General features: G+C 67.1%; 15 protein-coding genes. 4 read left to right on the top strand and 11 right to left on the bottom strand.

Going from position 1 to position 15903, the window contains the following annotated elements; all coding sequences use genetic code 11:
- Window positions 1–18: 18 nt before the first annotated feature.
- The 7 genes from cheW to flhD all read right to left on the bottom strand — a co-directional run bounded on the left by cheW (window position 19) and on the right by flhD (window position 6303).
- Entirely contained in the window at window positions 19–534 is a 516-nt protein-coding gene (gene cheW / locus QZM35_RS31085; RefSeq protein ID WP_043185043.1) for a chemotaxis protein CheW, read from the bottom strand.
- 51 nt (window positions 535–585) lie between these two features.
- A complete protein-coding gene (gene cheA, locus QZM35_RS31080; protein WP_301777427.1) occupies window positions 586–2832 on the bottom strand; it encodes a chemotaxis protein CheA in 2247 nt (748 codons plus the stop codon).
- 33 nt (window positions 2833–2865) lie between these two features.
- The gene (locus tag QZM35_RS31075) at window positions 2866–3243 is read right to left on the bottom strand and encodes a response regulator (protein WP_011350594.1); all 378 of its coding nucleotides are present in this window, start codon (window positions 3241–3243) and stop codon (window positions 2866–2868) included.
- Between the two features lie 24 nt (window positions 3244–3267).
- Entirely contained in the window at window positions 3268–4293 is a 1026-nt protein-coding gene (gene motB, locus QZM35_RS31070; RefSeq protein ID WP_301777426.1) for a flagellar motor protein MotB, read from the bottom strand.
- Between the two features lie 13 nt (window positions 4294–4306).
- Window positions 4307–5167, bottom strand: coding sequence for a flagellar motor stator protein MotA (motA, locus tag QZM35_RS31065; protein ID WP_011350592.1), 861 nt, complete (start codon window positions 5165–5167; stop codon window positions 4307–4309).
- A gap of 168 nt (window positions 5168–5335) precedes the next feature.
- Window positions 5336–5890, bottom strand: coding sequence for a flagellar transcriptional regulator FlhC (gene flhC / locus QZM35_RS31060; RefSeq protein ID WP_011350591.1), 555 nt, complete (start codon window positions 5888–5890; stop codon window positions 5336–5338).
- A gap of 92 nt (window positions 5891–5982) precedes the next feature.
- The gene (gene flhD, locus QZM35_RS31055) at window positions 5983–6303 is read right to left on the bottom strand and encodes a flagellar transcriptional regulator FlhD (RefSeq protein WP_254600254.1); all 321 of its coding nucleotides are present in this window, start codon (window positions 6301–6303) and stop codon (window positions 5983–5985) included.
- A 663-nt stretch (window positions 6304–6966) separates the two neighbouring features.
- On the opposite strand from flhD, the gene QZM35_RS31050 reads away from it, so the two are divergent.
- The gene (locus QZM35_RS31050) at window positions 6967–8031 is read left to right on the top strand and encodes a glycosyltransferase family 4 protein (RefSeq protein WP_046547453.1); all 1065 of its coding nucleotides are present in this window, start codon (window positions 6967–6969) and stop codon (window positions 8029–8031) included.
- Between the two features lie 105 nt (window positions 8032–8136).
- Here QZM35_RS31050 and QZM35_RS31045 read toward each other — a convergent pair whose 3' ends face one another.
- A complete protein-coding gene (locus tag QZM35_RS31045) occupies window positions 8137–8433 on the bottom strand; it encodes an H-NS histone family protein (protein ID WP_021162849.1) in 297 nt (98 codons plus the stop codon).
- A 300-nt stretch (window positions 8434–8733) separates the two neighbouring features.
- Here QZM35_RS31045 and aqpZ point away from each other — a divergent pair, with 300 nt between their 5' ends.
- Window positions 8734–9477 carry an aquaporin Z gene (gene aqpZ / locus QZM35_RS31040; protein WP_089424232.1) on the top strand — a complete coding sequence of 248 codons (744 nt, stop codon included), beginning with the start codon at window positions 8734–8736 and terminating at the stop codon, window positions 9475–9477.
- Window positions 9478–9595: 118 nt separating this feature from the next.
- Here the strand turns inward: aqpZ and QZM35_RS31035 are convergent, their stop codons facing one another.
- Together QZM35_RS31035 and QZM35_RS31030 are read right to left on the bottom strand one after the other, a co-directional pair.
- Window positions 9596–10420, bottom strand: coding sequence for a Cof-type HAD-IIB family hydrolase (locus QZM35_RS31035; protein WP_089424231.1), 825 nt, complete (start codon window positions 10418–10420; stop codon window positions 9596–9598).
- A 136-nt stretch (window positions 10421–10556) separates the two neighbouring features.
- On the bottom strand, window positions 10557–11438 hold the full coding sequence (locus QZM35_RS31030) for a BadF/BadG/BcrA/BcrD ATPase family protein (RefSeq protein WP_301777425.1): 882 nt from the start codon (window positions 11436–11438) through the stop codon (window positions 10557–10559).
- A 142-nt stretch (window positions 11439–11580) separates the two neighbouring features.
- Here QZM35_RS31030 and QZM35_RS31025 point away from each other — a divergent pair, with 142 nt between their 5' ends.
- Complete coding sequence (locus QZM35_RS31025; protein ID WP_174974890.1) at window positions 11581–12183, top strand: DNA-3-methyladenine glycosylase I; 603 nt, start codon at window positions 11581–11583, stop codon at window positions 12181–12183.
- A 117-nt stretch (window positions 12184–12300) separates the two neighbouring features.
- On the opposite strand, the gene QZM35_RS31020 is transcribed toward QZM35_RS31025, so the two are convergent.
- Window positions 12301–13536 carry a PepSY domain-containing protein gene (locus tag QZM35_RS31020; protein WP_301777424.1) on the bottom strand — a complete coding sequence of 412 codons (1236 nt, stop codon included), beginning with the start codon at window positions 13534–13536 and terminating at the stop codon, window positions 12301–12303.
- Between the two features lie 226 nt (window positions 13537–13762).
- Here QZM35_RS31020 and QZM35_RS31015 point away from each other — a divergent pair, with 226 nt between their 5' ends.
- Window positions 13763–15886, top strand: a complete 2124-nt coding sequence (locus tag QZM35_RS31015; protein ID WP_301777423.1) for a TonB-dependent siderophore receptor — start codon at window positions 13763–13765, stop codon at window positions 15884–15886.
- Window positions 15887–15903: the final 17 nt, after the last annotated feature.

Raw genomic sequence — 15903 nt, 5'->3', positions numbered from 1 at the left:
CCTGCGCGCGCGGCGCGCTTACCCGCCGAGCGTCTCGATCAGCGCCATTTCACGGCTCGACATCAGCTTCTCGATGTCCATCAGGATCAGCATGCGGCCGTCGACCGTGCCGAGGCCCGTCAGGTACTCGGTCGTCAGCGTCGCGCCGAATTCCGGCGCCGGCATGATCTGGTCGGTCTGCAGCGTCAGCACGTCCGACACGCCGTCGACCACCATCCCGACCACGCGATGCGCGACGTTCAGGATGATCACGACGGTCTGGTGGTCGTACTCGACGCGGCCGAGATGGAACTTGATCCGCATGTCGACGATCGGCACGATGATCCCCCGCAGGTTGATCACGCCCTTGATGAACTCCGGTGCGTTCGCGATGCGCGTGACGCTGTCGTAGCCGCGGATTTCCTGCACCTTCAGGATGTCGATCCCGTATTCCTCGTCGCCGAGCGTGAACACGAGGAATTCCTGGCCCGTCGCGTCGCCTTGTTCCGCGTCGCGGCGGCTCGTCGCCGCGTTCGCCGCGGCCGGATTGATCATTTGGACTTCAGCAGACACGTTTGCCCCCAATCGGTTGAATGGCGAGTGACATCAGAACATCGCGAGCTCGGCGCCGGCACGGGCGCCGTGCATCGCACGGGTTTCGCGGTTCAGCGCCGCGACGTCGACGATCAGCGCGACGCTGCCGTCGCCGAGGATGGTCGCCGCCGAGATGCCGTGCACCTTGCGGTAATTGGTTTCGAGGTTCTTCACGACCACCTGCTGCTGGCCGACCAGCTCGTCGATCAGCATCGCGAAGCGGCGCCCCTCGGTTTCCATGATCGTGACGATCCCTTGCGTCGGGTCGGTGCGCGCGTCGTCGACCGAGAACACCTCGTGCAGCGCGACCAGCGGCAGGTATTCGCCGCGCACGCGCACCACGCGCTCGCCGTTGCCGACCGTGTAGATGTCGTCGTTCGACGGCTGCAGCGACTCCATTACGAAGTTCAGCGGCAGGATGAAGATCTCGTTGCCGACCTTCACCGACATCCCGTCGAGGATCGCGAGCGTCAGCGGCAGCACGATCCGCGTGGTCGTGCCGCGGCCGGCCACCGACGTGATTTCCACGTGGCCGCCCATCGACTGGATGTTGCGCTTCACGACGTCCATCCCGACGCCGCGGCCCGACACGTCGGTCACCGTCTCGGCGGTCGAGAAGCCCGGCGCGAAGATCAGCTGCCAGACTTCGTCGTCGCTGATGTTGTCGGACACCTGCATGCCCTGTTTCGCGGCCTTCGCGAGGATCCGCTCGCGGTTCAGGCCCGCGCCGTCGTCGCTCACCTCGATCACGATGTTGCCGCCGTGATGCGCGGCCGACAGCACGAGCTGGCCCACGGCGTCCTTGCCGGCGGTCACGCGCTTGTCGACCGTCTCGATCCCGTGGTCGAGGCTGTTGCGCACGAGGTGGGTCAGCGGATCGATGATCCGTTCGATCAGGCTCTTGTCGAGCTCGGTCGCCTGGCCGAACGTGACGAGCTCGACCTGCTTGCCGAGCTTGCCGGCGAGGTCGCGCACGAGACGCGGGAAGCGGCTGAACACGTAGTCCATCGGCATCATGCGGATCGACATCACCGCTTCCTGCAGGTCGCGCGCATTGCGCTCGAGCTGCGCCATCCCGTTGAACAGGCGGTCGTGCAGCGCCGGATCGAACGCGCTCGCGGTTTCCGCGAGCATCGCCTGCGTGATCACGAGCTCGCCGACCAGGTTGATCAGCTGGTCGACCTTCTCGACACCGACGCGGATCGAGCTGCCTTCGGCGCCCGATGCCGCCGCGGCGGCCGGGCGGGCGCGCTTGTCGTCGTGATGCGCGGCGGCCTGCGGCGCGTGGTCGGCGTGCGCCGCCGGCTGGGCCGGCTGCGGCGCTTGCGCGGCGGCGGCCGGCTCGGCGGGCGCGGGTGCGGCCGGTGCCGATGCCGCCGGTTGCGGTGCCGCGGCCTGCGGCGTGAATACCTCGGCGCGCGCCGGTTGCGCGGCGGCGGCCGGTTCCGCGGCCGGCACCGCGGCGTCCTGCGCGGCCGCCGGTGCAGCCGGCGCCGTGCCGCGCCCGACGCGGATCTGGCTTTCGTCGATCACGAAGCAGCACACGGCGACGATGTCGTCCGACGGCACGTCCGATTCGACCCACAGCGTCAGGTCGGCGCCCACTTCCTCGCGGCCGACGATCCGGCCGAGGTTGCCGAGTTCTTCGGTGAGCAGTTCGCGATCCTTTGCATCGACGCCCACGAGCGTGATCTTCAGGTGCGGGCCGCCTTCGCCTGCGTCGCCCGCCGGATGCGCAGCCGCGACGGCCTGCTCGATCACGTGGTCGGGCACACGATCGTCGGCGGCAGCCGGTTCCATGGCCGGCGCAGCCGGTGCGACGACAGCCGCGACCGGCGCCACGGCGGCGGCAGCCGGCGCAGCCGCGCCGCTCTCGGCCTTCAGCCGTTCGAGCTTCGCGCAGATCGTCGCGGCGGCGGCCGCGTCCGGTTCGGCGCTCGCGCGATAGTCGACGAGCTGGTCGGACAGCACGTCCTTGGTCTCCAGGAACGCGTCGACCATTTCCTTGGTCAGCGTCAGCTCATGGTTGCGGGCGCGGTCGAGCAGCGATTCGAGGATGTGCGTCGTATCGGTCAGCGCGGAAAAGCCGAACGTCGCCGCGCCGCCCTTGATCGAATGCGCGGCGCGGAAGATCGCGGCCAGATCCTCGGGGTCGGGCGAACCGACGTCGAGGTTCAGCAGCAGCTGCTCCATCTGTGCGAGCAGCTCGTCCGCTTCGTCGAAAAATGTCTGGTAGAACTGAGTGATGTCGAGAGTCATGCCCGGTCCCGGGTTGAATGCGTCGCGTGAATGTCAGGAGGCGGCCGGCTCGGACAGCGTCGCGACCAGGTCGACCAGCACGGCGGGGTCGATCGGCTTCTCGATCCAGCCGGTCGCGCCCGCGTCGCGTGCGGCGTCCTTGAACGCGTCGCTGCCTTCGGTCGTCAGCACGAGGATCGGCGTTTCCGTATAGGCGGTCAGCTTGCGCAGCGCGGCGATCACTTCCAGCCCGCTCTTGCGCGGCATGTTCTGGTCGGTCAGCACCAGGTCGTACGGCACGGTGGCCGCCAGGTCGAAGCCGGCCTCGCCGTCCGGCGCCACCGTCACGTCGTAGCCGGCCTGCATCAGCGTTGCCTGCAGCAGCGCACGCATGGTCGCGGAGTCGTCGATGGCGAGAATGGTTCGGATCATGTCTGTCTCGGAATCTCGTAAACGTCAGGGTTTCGGCACGGCGACGGCGGACGCCGCGAGCGCCGGGCGCACGGCCGGCGCCGGGGCCAGCTGCTGCGCGAGCTGCTGCGAGCCGGCCGCATCGGCCGACAGCGTCGTGGTCGTCGCATCGTCGCGCATCAGCGCCTCTTCGGAATTGCGGTTCAGCACGATCACGCTGATCCGGCGGTTTTCCGGATCGAGCGGGTCGGCCTTGTTCAGATTCTGGGTCGACGCGAGGCCGAGCACGCGCAGCACTTTCGCCTCGCCCATGCCGCCGGCGATCAGCTCGCGGCGCGACGCGTTCGCGCGGTCGGCCGACAGCTCCCAGTTGCTGTAGCCGCCCTCGCCGCCCGCGTACGGCACGGCGTCGGTGTGGCCCTGGACGATGATCCGGTTCGGCACGTCGTTCAGCGTCTTGCCGATCTCGCGCAGGATGTCGCGCATGTACGGCTCGACGTGGTCGCTCGACATCGCGAACATCGGCCGCTTCTGCGAATCGACGATCTCGATGCGCAGCCCCATCAGCGTGGAATCGATGCGGATCTGCTGCTTGAACTGGCGCAGCGTCGGGTTGGCCTCGATCGCGGCCATCAGCTTGATCTGCAGGTCGTGCAGGCGCGCCTGCTCGAGCCGGTCCTGCGCGGCCTGCGCGTTCTGCGCCTGCGAGCGGGAATGCTCGTCGCCCATCTTCGCGAGACGTTCGGCGAGCTGCGTGGTGCCGTCGGTGCGGCGCAGCGTGCCGGCGTCGACGCTCGACAGGTCGCGGCCGCCGCCGTTGATGATGCTGGAATCCTGCGAGCTGCGGTCGCCGCTGCCGAACAGCGCGGCCTTCAGCGGCGTGTTGAAGTATTCGGCGATCCCCTTCAGCTGCACCGGCGTGACCGAGCTCAGCAGCCACATCAGCAGGAAGAACGCCATCATCGCGGTCATGAAGTCCGCGTACGCGAGCTTCCATGCGCCGCCGTGGTGGCCCTTCTTCGCCGGGGCCACCCGCTTGACGACGATTGCGCGATCCTTGCTCTTGCTCATTGGGCGCTCCGCGTCACTTCGCCTTCACGCGGCGCACATGTTCTTCGAGTTCGGAGAACGACGGGCGCTCGGTCGAGAACAGCACCTTGCGGCCGAACTCGACCGCAATCGCCGGCGCATAGCCGTTCAGCGTCGCGAGGATCGTCACCTTGATGCACTGGAACATCTTGGTCGACTCGGCGACGCGCTGCTCCGCGAGGCTCGCGAGCGGCCCGATCAGCCCGTACGACAGCAGGATCCCGAGGAACGTGCCGACCAGCGCCTGCGCGATCATCGCGCCGAGCACCGCGGGCGGCTTGTCGGCCGACGCCATCGTGTGCACGACGCCCATCACGGCCGCGACGATACCGAATGCCGGCATCGCGTCGCCGACACGCATCAGCGCATGCGCGGGGCCTTCGCCTTCCGCGTGGTGCGTCTCGATCTCCTCGTCCATCAGGCTCTCGATCTCGAACGCGTTCATGTTGCCGCCCACCATCAGGCGCAGGTAGTCGGTCAGGAATTCGACGATGTGATGATCGGCGAGGATCTTCGGGTATTGCGTGAAGATCGGGCTCTTTTCCGGATCGTCGATGTCGGCCTCGAGCGTGAGCGTGCCTTCCTTGCGTGCCTTCGCGAGCAGCACGTAAAGAAGCGCCATCAGCTCCATGTAGACATCCTTCGTGTATTTCGAGCCCTTGAAGAGCGTCGGCAGCACGCGCAGCGTGGCCTTGATGGTCTTGCCGCCGTTGCCGAGGATGAACGCGCCGACGCCGGCGCCCACGATCATCAGGATCTCGACCGGCTGGATCAAGGCGCCCAGATGCCCGCCTGCCAGCGCATAACCGCCGAAGACGGACAACAGCGTCACGAGTGTTCCCACGATAATCAGCACTGCCTGTCCCTCACGAATGACCGGCGGGGAGACCGCCGTTAAACAGGTTTACGGCAGTCGGCAGGAAAACTTTCGCGGGCGGCCAGGCGGCGGCCCGACGGTGTTTACCAGCAATTCGCAGACGATTCGCGCCATCCGGCGCGGCCTGAGCGCCCCGCCCGGCGCTGCTCAGGCCGCGGCAGCGGCCAGTTCGGCGCGCGCGGCGGCGGCCTTGCGGGTCTTGCCCGCGCGCGACGGCGGCTGGCAGAGGCCGCAGACGAAACCTTGATGCGGATCATGCGCATGCGCGACGAAGTGGCCGCCGCAGCGCGTGCACGGGGTCATCTGCAGCATCCCCGAATCGAAGAAGCGCACGAGCGTCCACGCGCGCGTGAGGCTCAGCGCGGCCTCGTCGCCGGACAGGTTCACGTGCTCCTGATAGAGCCGGTACGCCTTCACGATCGACTGGATCGGCTCGCAGCGGCCGTGGTCCTGCATGAACCGGTAGATGTTGTAGAACAGCGACGAGTGGATGTTCGGCTGCCACGTCATGAACCAGTCGGTCGAGAACGGCAGCATCCCCTTCGGCGGCGACACGCCCTTCAGTTCCTTGTACAGCTTGATCAGACGGTCCCGCGACAGGCTCGTCTCCGCTTCCAGCAGCTGCAGCCGGGCGCCCAGTTCGATCAGTTCGATGGCGAGGGTGATTTCCTTCACCTCGATCACGACGCTTTTGCTTGCCATGGTGATAACCGTCCGCTTGACGTTATTCGGATGGATGGCCAATACGCTGCCCACCGGCGCGGCACGCCGGGACAAACGCAAGGCGGGATGGATCAGCGGACGCCTTCGACCTGCTGCCCGGCCATCAGGATGGCCGAGTGGGCGTGCGCGACGACATCGCTGCGGCCCTTGTCGGCGAGCGACGAGAGCAGCGCGTGATCATCGAAGCGGAAGCGGCACAGCATCTGGTTCGACGCAGCCAGCTTCACGGTCTGTGCGAGCGTGAGGCTGGCGAGCACGTCGGCGAGTTCCTGGGAAATGCCCATGCGGAACATGCCCATCGCTTTGTCTTCCCGCAGCAGGCGTTGCGCGAGGAGGAGGTACGACAGGTTGACCTCTTTGATCTCACTGAGCATTTCGCTGGTAGCGCTCATGATTCCCCCGTTAAAGAGCTTTGCTTTGGCCATTCGTGTTATGAAAACGTTTGCTCGATCAGAGCGCTCTTGGCGCTCAGTCGGCTCGTTTATAGTCTTACAGGGCGAATTTTGGCCAAACGGCATGTGCGCCGGTATCAGCGAAGTGGCGTATGCCGCGCAGGATTTGTCTGTAAACCGTGTAGGAATTTTTCCGACAAAGCGAATTGAAAGACTCAATCGGGGAAGCGGCTGGCAGCGCGGATTCGGCTGTGATGTGTCCGATGGCCTCCGTGCAGTCCTGGAAGGCTTGCCGGCAAGGCTGCCAGCAATCGGATCGGTAAAAATTATAGTGCTTTTTCACGAAGACGCAACAATAGTTGCGTCTATCTCTATTTCTGTTTCCGCACCCTTTTTATCGGGGTTTTCGCGTATTTCATCGTGTAACAAGCCTTAAGTGTTTGAAAAAACACTCGAACCCCTCAGGGCGATATCGATAATGGACTCCAATGGGCGGCGGCGCGAGCCGTGCCGGCCCGCCCCGCAGCTTGCCGTCCGAAGCCCCGCGCACCCCGCCCAGGGCACGGCCACGTACCGCCAACCGCGTACGCCGGCGAGTTCCGCAACGTTGCACGGGACCCGCGTCGGCGCCACCGCGCCCCGGGTCGAAACAGGAGAACATCCATGCGAATTGCCCAGATCGCGCCGCTTTACGAAGCCGTTCCGCCGAAACTCTACGGCGGCACCGAGCGTGTCGTGTCCTACCTCACCGAGGCGCTCGTCGATCTCGGCCATGACGTGACCCTGTTTGCCAGCGGCGACTCCGTCACGTCGGCCCGACTCGAGGCGGCCTGGCCGCGCGCACTGCGGCTCGACCCGTCGATCCGCGATTCGATGGCGCCCCATATGCGGCTCCTCGAAAAGGTCGCCCGGGTCGCGCACGAATTCGACGTGCTGCACTTCCACCTCGACTACCTGCCGTTCCCGCTGATGTCGCGCCTCGACACGCCGTACGTGACGACGCTGCACGGCCGCCTCGACCTGCCGGAACTGCAGCCCGTGTTCGATGCGTTCCCGGACGCGCCGGTTGTGTCGATCTCGAACAACCAGCGCAAGCCGCTGCCGCAGGCCGCGTGGGCCGGCACCGTGTATCACGGGCTGCCCGACACGCTGCTCACGCCGCAACCGGGCGTGAAGCCCGAATACCTCGCGTTCCTCGGCCGGATCTGCCCGGAAAAGCGCGTCGACACCGCGATCCGGATCGCCGCGCAAAGCGGGCTGCCGCTGAAGATCGCCGCGAAGGTCGACAAGGCCGACGCCGACTACTTCAAGGAAGTGATCGAGCCGCTGCTCGACCAGGCGCACGTCGAATTCATCGGCGAGATCAACGAGGCGCAGAAGCCCGCGTTCCTGTCCGGCGCGAAGGCGCTGCTGTTCCCGATCGACTGGCCGGAGCCGTTCGGCCTGGTGATGATCGAGGCGATGGCCTGCGGCACGCCGGTCGTCGCGTTCAACCGCGGCTCGGTGCCCGAAGTGATCGAGGACGGCGTGACCGGCTTCATCGTCGAGGACGTGCAGGGCGCGGTCGGCGCGCTGCACCGGATCGACAGCCTGTCGCGCACCGCCATCCGCGAACGTTTCGATACGCGCTTCAGCTCGAAGGCGATGGCGCAGCGATATGTCGAAACTTACGAATCGCTTTGCACGGGAGCCCGTCAACCGGCATTGCGCCGGGTCGCCGGCGCCTGACACGGAATGCCGCAAGGAAATATGCCGTAATCCAATCCGCGCCGAAATTGGCGCGGATAACAAAAGAGCCGCATCTCGATGCGGCTCTTTTGTTTGGGCTTTCGGTCATTCGATGAGGAAACGATCGCGGTTTTTACCGACGATCCAATTCGGCGGCTTGCCACGCCCGCTCCAGGTCGCGCCCGACTTCGGATCGCGGTATTTCGGGGGCAGCGGCGCCTTCTTCGGCGGACGCCCGCGCTTCGCTCGCTCCGCGAAGCCCAGATCCTGGGCAGTCAGCCCATATTCGGCAATCTTTTGCTGGACTTCCGCAATCACCGCCGCCACTTCCTGGCGGCGCACATCGTCCGCCTGGGCCTGCAGATCGGCGATCTGCGCCTTGAGCTTCGCGTATTGAGACATTTTTTGACTCCCCTTTTCGATGATGCGGCCCCGGCGAATCCGGCCGGGACACCAACATCCGTTACGCCATCCGCACTGCCGCCCTGCCCTTTGAAATGAATGCTGTCATCTTTAACCGATTCGACTATATCGAGAATGCGGACTTATTCTAATAAAAGGCATTCGTCAGCTATTCAAATTTAACAATCGTTGACCCTCCCCGACCCGATTCATTTCCTATAATCCAGACCAATTCCGGGTGACGGTTTAAATCCGTCGCGTCGTCCGGTTGTCTTCAATCCACTTGAACGAGGTCCTTACATGAATCTTTCTCAGCGTCTCGCTGCAGAGGTATTCGGCACGTTCTGGCTGGTGCTCGGCGGGTGCGGAAGCGCCGTGCTGGCCGCCGCCTTTCCGGGCCTCGGCATCGGCTTTGCCGGCGTCGCACTTGCCTTCGGCCTGACCGTGCTGACGATGGCATTCGCAATTGGCCACATTTCGGGCTGCCACCTGAATCCGGCGGTGAGCGTCGGCCTGACGGTCGCCGGCCGCTTCCCCGCACGCGATCTCGTGCCGTACATCGTCGCGCAGGTGGTCGGCGCGACGCTCGGCGCGTTCGTGCTGTACCTGATCGCGACCGGCAAGCCGGGCTTCGACGTCGTCGGCAGCGGCTTCGCGACGAACGGCTTCGGCGAACGCTCGCCCGGCCACTACGCACTCAGTTCGGCGTTCATTTGCGAAGTCGTGATGACGGGCTTCTTCCTGTTCGTGATCCTGGGCGCCACCGACAAGCGCGGCGTGCCGGCCGGCTTTGCGCCGATCGCGATCGGCCTGTGCCTGACGCTGATCCACCTGATCTCGATCCCGGTCACCAACACGTCGGTGAACCCGGCCCGCTCGACCGGCCCCGCGCTGTTCGTGGGCGGCGATGCGATCGGTCAGCTCTGGCTGTTCTGGGTGGCACCGATCATCGGCGCGGTACTCGCCGGGATCATCTATCCGCTGGTCGCGGGGCGTGACGACGCCGTCGACCTGCTGCCGGCATCGGCTCGCACAAGCGAATAAAACACTACGGGGTCAAGCGAGCAGAGCAGCGAGCCTCACGCTGTCGAAGAAGATCGAGGCAGGTCATTTCGACGGGCGCCACTGGCGCCCGTTTTTCATTTCCGCGCCGGCAGCGCGCTCAGGAGGCGGCGACGTTGTCTTCGAGCGAGAACAGCGTGCGCAGGTGACGGGCGACGCCCGAATCGAAGTTGTTGCCGATCCGCGGGATGTGCGGGAGCCGCGCGATCAGGTCGGGATTCGCGTTGTTCATCATGAACGCGTGGCCGGCGGTTTCGAGCAGGTCGATATCGTTCATGTTGTCGCCGAACGCGATGCAGTGGCCGGTGTCGACGCCGAGCCGTGCGAGCACCGAGCGCAGCGCGCGGCCCTTCGACACGTTCGCGGTCATCACCTCGAGGCAGTCGGGCAGCGAGTACGTGACGTACAGCGCATCGCCGAAGCGCACGCGCATCTGCTCGGCGACGACCGCCAGATCCGCCGGATCGCCGATGTACAGCACTTTCGCGATATCCGCGCCGTCATGCGCGGGCATGTCGATCACGTCGTAGCGGAAGCCCGAATCCTGGTGGAATTCGAGCAGGTGCGGCGCATCGCGGTCGATCAGCCAGCCCTGGTCGGTGAACAGGTTGACGATCACGCGGCCATGCGCGCCGACGACATCCGGCTGCACGAGGCCGCGGACGATCGCCGGATCGATGTCCTGCGCGTGGATCGTCGTGTCGTCCGGTGCATGCACACGCGCGCCGTTCGACGTGATCAGGTACGGCCGGATGCCGAGCACGTCGCGAATGCCGGCGACGTCCGCGTAATGGCGCCCGGTGGCGATCACGAACTGCAGGCCGTCGCGGTCGAGCCGGCGGACGGTGTCGATCGTGTACGGATCGAGCTGGTGGTCGCTGTTCAGCAGGGTACCGTCGAGATCGGTGGCGATGACTTTGTACATGGGACGGAAGAATGGCGCTCAGGGCTCTGCGGAATGGCCATTCTAACGTCGTGCCCGGTTGCCCGCCGGACGGTTCCCGGTCGATTGCCGCCAGCGGCGCGGTTGCGGTGCGCCTCCAACCACCCCCGAAACGCCGTCAGCCCCCTTCCGCCGCCCGCAACGCCTGCAGCGCGAGCCGCAGCGCGCCGTGCGCGGAATCGTCGAGCGGCGCGCGCAGCCGGACGGCATGGCGCGCCGGCACGGCCGGAGCGAGGGCGTCCGCCAATCCACCGCACAGCGCAACCGGCAGCGCCCGCTGCGGATCGAGCGCGTCGATCATCTTGCCGATCTCGTCGCCCGCCTGCGCGATCAGCGCGGCCGCGACCGGATGCGCACGATGCGCGAACACGATCGGCGCAAGCCGCGCGTAGATCGTCTGGTTCGCATCGCACGACCACTGGACGAGCGCGTCGCGATCCTGCGCGCCCGTTTCCGCGAGCAGCGCGGTGGCGAACGCATCGCGCGGCACGCGGCCGTCGAGCGCCTGCTGCGCATACGCGAGCGCGCGCACGCCGAGCCATGCGCCGCTCGCCTCGTCGCCGGACGGGAAGCCGAAGCCGCCGGCGATGCGGCACGCGCCGGCCGCATCGAGCGCCGCGGCGATGCTGCCGGTGCCGAGCGCGACGATCAGCCCCGGCGCGCCGCCGTGCGCGCCGACGACGGTCGTATACGCGTCGCTCTCGACCGCGAGCGCGCCGAGCGGTGCCTGCGCGCGGAACGCGGCCAGCCACGCCGCATTGTTGACGCCCGCGAGCCCGCAGCCGAGCGCGCACTGCGACCAGTCGAATGCATGACCGGCCCGGGTGAATGCATCCGCGCAGGCTGCGCCGATCGACGCCCACGCGCGCTCGATGCCGAGCCCGAGCCCTGACGGGCCGCCGCGCCCCTGCGCGAGCTCGCGCCCGTGCCGGTCGGCCAGCACCGCGCGCGTGCCCGTGCCGCCGCCGTCGATGCCGATCGCAAAAAGTAATGCCGCCATGCCTTCATCCCGCTGATTCGAACAGGCGCCAAGCTTAACCGGATCGGCGCCGCGCGCCCATCTGCCGTTCGGCCGGCTGTTCCGTGAAAAGGGCTTCCGCTATGCTGACGCGATCGAATCGATACGAAAAGCGAGGCAGACGATGTCGCAGCGGTGCAACTGGGTGAAGACGGAAGCGGATGCTCACTATCACGATACCGAGTGGGGCGTGCCGTCGCACGACGATCGCCACCTGTTCGAAATGCTGATCCTGGAAGGCGCGCAGGCCGGGTTGTCGTGGTCGACGATCCTGAACAAGCGCGTGGGCTATCGCGAAGCCTTTGCGGATTTCGACGTCGATGCCGTCGCGCGCTTCACGCCGAAACGCATCGAGAAGCTGCTGGAGAATCCCGGCATCGTGCGCAACCGCGCGAAGGTCGAATCGGCGGTCACCAATGCGCGCGCCGTGCAGCGCATCCGCGAAGAGCACGGGTCGCTCGCCGCGTTCCTGTGGTCGTTCGTCGGCGATACGCCGGTCCAGAACGCGTGGCAGTCGTACCGCGACGCGCCCGCGTCGACCGAACAGTCCGACGCGCTCAGCAAGGCGCTGAAGGCGTACGGCTGCAAGTTCGTCGGTTCGACCATCTGCTATGCGCTGATGCAGGCCACCGGCATGGTCAACGATCACGAAGTTGGCTGCCCGTGCCACGCGCAATGCGCGGCGCTCGGCGGCAAGCCGGCCGCACGCCGGCGCAAGGCGGGCTGACGGCGCGAGGCTGGCCGACGGCGCGGGCAGCTGCCGACCGACCGCCGGTCCCCGCGGCCCAGCGCCGGTTACGCCGCCCGCTCACCGCTCACGAAGCGCGGCGCGGCGCGCCACCCCTCACCTTGCGGCGCGCGACGACGCCGGCGCAACCGAGCGCGTGCTGCGCGCGGCCCGCACGCGGGCGCTGCGCTTCTTCACCCAGATGCAGATGCCCGTCACGCTCAGCATCGCGATGACGATGCCGAGCGCGCTCACCGCCGCACGCCCCGCGACGCCGGCGATCCGCCCCGAGTGCAGCGGAAACTGCGCCTGCATGAACAGGTCGCCGGCCGAACCGCGGCCCGGCACCTGGGCGGCAACGGGCTTGCCGGTCACCGCATCCCAATAGAGCCACGCATTGCCGAGCCCGACGTCGCCGTGATCGTTGCCGGGCGTGAAGAACCCGACCGCATAGGCATTCATCGCCGGCGCGAACAGCAGCGCGCCGGGCGGTGCGGCGAAACCCGCGTCGCGCCCTGCCGCACGCGCGATCTCGACGATCCGCTCGCGCGGCAGCACCGTGCTGCCCGGCGCGGCGGGCGGGAAGTGTTCGGGATTCGTGTACGGCGTCTCGGCCAGCGGCGACACCAGCGATACCAGCGGCCGCACGACGGGCACGGCGAGGTTCATCGAGATCGACGTGACCGCGACGACCAGCAGCAGCCCCCACACCCACACGCCGCCCGAGCGGTGCAGGTCGAACACCAGCGGATAGCCGCCGCGGCGCACGCGGAACGCAAACGACTTGCGCCAGCTCTTCGGGTTCGGAAACGCGAGCACGAGCGCGATCAGGCAGTCGATCGCCCACACGATGCCGACGACGCCCATCACCCAGAACCCGAAGTTGATCCCGCCATACACGGGCAGGAACAGCGAATAGTGCAGCCGGTAGATGAACGGCATCAGGTCGAGCCGCGCGACCGACAGCGCGCCCCATTCGCGGCGGCACTGCACCGCACCGGTCGCGGGATCGACGGCGATCTGGCTGAAGCCGAGCGCGTACGGCTGGCCCGTTGCCGGGTCGGTGCGCGGCATCACGCCCGCCTGCAGTGTGTGGCCCGGCTCGATCGCGAGCGGCAGATAGGTCACCTGCACGCGCGGGTCGGCGGCCTCGATGCGCGTCGCGAGCGCGAGCGGATCAAGCGGCGCCGCATCGCTGCGGGCGGTGTAGAAGTCCGGGTTCAGTGCCGCGTCGAGCTCGTGATCCCACGCGATCAGCGCGCCGGTAAGGCCCGCGACGAACAGGAACAGCGCGATCGCGAGGCCGAACCAGCGATGCAGGCGGACGAGAAATGGTCGCAGGAACGCGTTCATCGCGCGCCCTGGGAAGGGAAAGCGGGCCGGCACGAGCGGCCCCGGTTCAACGGGATGCAGGTCATTTGCGGTCAGGCGCCGCGCCCGAGCCGGCCGGCCGCCGCTGGCGAGGCCGGATGCCCTTGCACGCGGCATGGAATTGTTGCGCGTTCGACGGGTTTTGATACGATGCGCAACATTTTATCGCAATGCGAATGATTCTTACTTGCATTTTTACTTACCCGTCATGACCGTCAGCCTCGCCCGTCCTCCTGTCCGCCCACGTCGTGTGGCCGCCGCCCTTGCCTGCCTTGCCGCGTCGCTCGCGCACGCGGACGATTCGCCCGGCGGCGCCACGGCGCTGCCGGCCATCAACGTCACCGCTGCGCATGACTCGCCGCAGCACCTGACCGACACGCTCTCCACCGGTGCGCTCGGCACGCGCCGCCAGCTCGACACGCCGTTCTCGACGACGATCGTCACGTCGGAGGAGCTCGAGGCACGCCAGCCGTACAAGCTCGGCGACGTGTTCGCGAACGACGCCTCGGTGTCCGACAACAGCGGCGCGTACAGCGCATGGGCCAGCTACATGACCGTGCGCGGCATGCAGCTCGACTGGCAGAACGGCTACAAGATCGACGGGCTGCCGTTCGTCACGTACGGGATCACGATGCCGTACGAACAGCTCGACCGCGTCGAGCTGCTGAAGGGGCTCGGCGGGTTTCTGTACGGCTTCGTGACGCCTGGCGGCGTCGTCAACTACGTGACGAAGCAGCCGGGCGTCGAGCCCGTGCGCAGCGTCGACGTCGGCTACCGGAGCACCAACGTGTGGACCGAGCACGTCGATCTCGGCCAGCGCTTCGGGCCGAACGGCATGTTCGGCGCGCGGCTGAACGCGACGCACGAGGAAGGCAAGACGTACAACGACGGCAACATCCGCCGCGACAGCGTCTCGCTCGCGCTGCAGGCGAACCTGACGCGCGACCTGTCGGTGACGTTCGGCGCGCTGTACCAGGACCGCCGCACGACGGGCCAGACGCCGTCGATCTTCACCGGCAGCTACCCGGGCGGCGCGCTGCCCGCGACGATCAGCGGCGGCACGACGAACCTCGGCGGCAAGGATCAGTACCTGAACACGAACCTGCAGCTCTACACGGCCGGGCTGCAATACCAGCTCGCACCCGACTGGCAGCTCGACGTCGCGTACAGCTACAGCAAGGCGACGCGCCGCCGCAACGAAAGCACGCTGTACCTGCAGGACGCGGCCGGCAACTACACCGACAGCCGCTACGTCGGGATGGAGGATCACCGCTTCAGCCAGTGGCGCGCGATGGTCGAGGGCAAGGTGCGCACGGGCCCGTTCAGCCACCAGATCGTGCTCGGCGCGTCGTGGCAGAAGCAGGCGAACGACTATTCGGCGAACAGCGTGTTCGTGCCGCTCGGCGCCGGCAACCTGTATGCGCCGAACCCATACCGCTACGACAGCCCGCACGGCTTCATCCAGTACCGCACGAGCGAGATCGTGCAGAAATCGCTGTTCGCGAGCGACACCGTGCAGTTCACCGAGCGGTGGTCGGTGCTCGCCGGCGTGCGCTACATGAACTACGAGCAGCGCTCGTTCCAGGCGAGCGGCGTCGAGGATCCCGGCTACCGCCAGAACGGCGTGGTCACGCCGACGTTCGCGGTGATGTTCAAGCTCGCGCCGACCACGACCGCTTACGCGAGCTACGCCGAATCGCTCGAGCCCGGCAGCCGCGTGAACGACGTCTACGCGAACGCCGGCCAAGTGCTCAAGCCGCTGCGCAGCAAGCAATACGAGCTGGGGATCAAGAGCGAGCACGCGCGCTGGAGCGCGACGGCCGCGCTGTTCCGCATCCAGCGCAGCGCCGAATATGCGAACGCCGCGAACGTCTACGTGCAGGACGGCGAATCGATCATCCAGGGGATCGAGTTCGGTGCGCGCGCGAAATTCGGCGCACGCTGGAACGCAGGCGTCGACGCGATGCTGCTCGACGCGTGGTACGCGAACGGGATCGGCAACAACGGCAACCGTGTCGCGGGCGCGCCACGTTTCGTGCTCGCCGGCGACCTCGGCTATGCGGTGCCGGGCGTGCCGGGGCTGACGCTCGGCGTCGACGCGAAATTCACCGGCGCGACGCCGCTGCGCGCGGCCGGCGGCCTCGACGCGCCGAGCTTTCTGGTCGTCAACGCGGGCGCGCGCTACCTGACGCGGGTCGGCCGCCACGACGTGACGCTGCGCGCGTCGATCGACAACGTGCTGAACCGCCGTTACTGGGAATACCAGTACGCGGACTACGTAAAGCCGGGCGACCCGCGCACGGTGAGCCTGAGCGCGAAGATCGACTTTTGAACGGCGGGCCGGCACGG

It is taken from the genome of Burkholderia sp. AU45274, assembly GCF_030482505.1.
Classification (GTDB): domain Bacteria; phylum Pseudomonadota; class Gammaproteobacteria; order Burkholderiales; family Burkholderiaceae; genus Burkholderia.
The sequence above is the reverse complement of the archived record's forward strand: the minus strand, read 5'-3'. Positions and strand labels throughout refer to the sequence as shown.